Raw genomic sequence first — 833 nt, forward strand, 5'->3', positions numbered from 1 at the left:
ACAGCCTTGCTCCCCCAACTCAAGTCGCATTTATGAATAATTAGTCAAAAATGTGCTTATCTGAACAGCATTGGCCCCAACCCGGACTTTGCCGTCAGCCGCACCCTGGTGGCGGAAGCTTTCGATGGAGTGAATCCATGATTGTTCGTTGGCTGATGACTCTGGCCCTGTCTGTCACTGCTCCGGCCGTCTGGGCATCTTTTGATATCATTAATACAGGTGAAATATTTCCGGCCGTTGTCCAAGGCCACCACGGTAATAACAACAACTGCCATCAAATAAGTGGTAACCAGCTTTACCAGGTCAACAACCCGAAGATTAATGGGACTGGAGGCAAGTCATTAAACTTCTGCTCGATTAACAAGGACCAGAACAATACCCCACGTTGTGATAATGGCGCCGGCGGATATCAGGTTTGCCAAGTGACGGGCGCTGACATTCGTGGGCTCAAGTTATCCGGTAACAATGACTTCCCATCCATCGGTGCCACCAACTCGCTGACTTGCCAATCCGGGCAGCAGACAGTGCCCCTCGCGAGCTATGGTTCCATCACTGCCGAGAATTGCGTCCTGACGTTCCCCAGCCGCAGTGAGTACCAGCTTAAGACTCTGTCGGTGCGTAACAATGCGACCCTGCAGCTCGGCGAGGGGGATTATTATATCGATCAACTGACGATTGATAATGGGACCATCAAGCTGACCGGGTCTGGCTTGATCCGGATATTTATCAATCAGGACGTCAAATTCGTTAATACCGTACCTGATTACCCATGATTAGCAGTCACCACGAGCTATACTGATCTTACGTACAGTTACTGAGGTGCGAGATCATGG

General features: G+C 50.3%; 1 pseudogene. It reads left to right on the forward strand.

Features of this window, described 5'->3' with window-relative positions:
• Positions 1-137: 137 nt before the first annotated feature.
• A pseudogene (locus tag OKC30_RS21210) lies at positions 138-758 on the forward strand (MSHA biogenesis protein MshQ); the annotation flags it as partial.
• Between the last annotated feature and the right edge of the window lie 75 nt (positions 759-833).

This window comes from Aeromonas sp. QDB18 (assembly GCF_027705325.1).
Taxonomy (GTDB): Bacteria; Pseudomonadota; Gammaproteobacteria; order Enterobacterales; family Aeromonadaceae; genus Aeromonas; species Aeromonas caviae.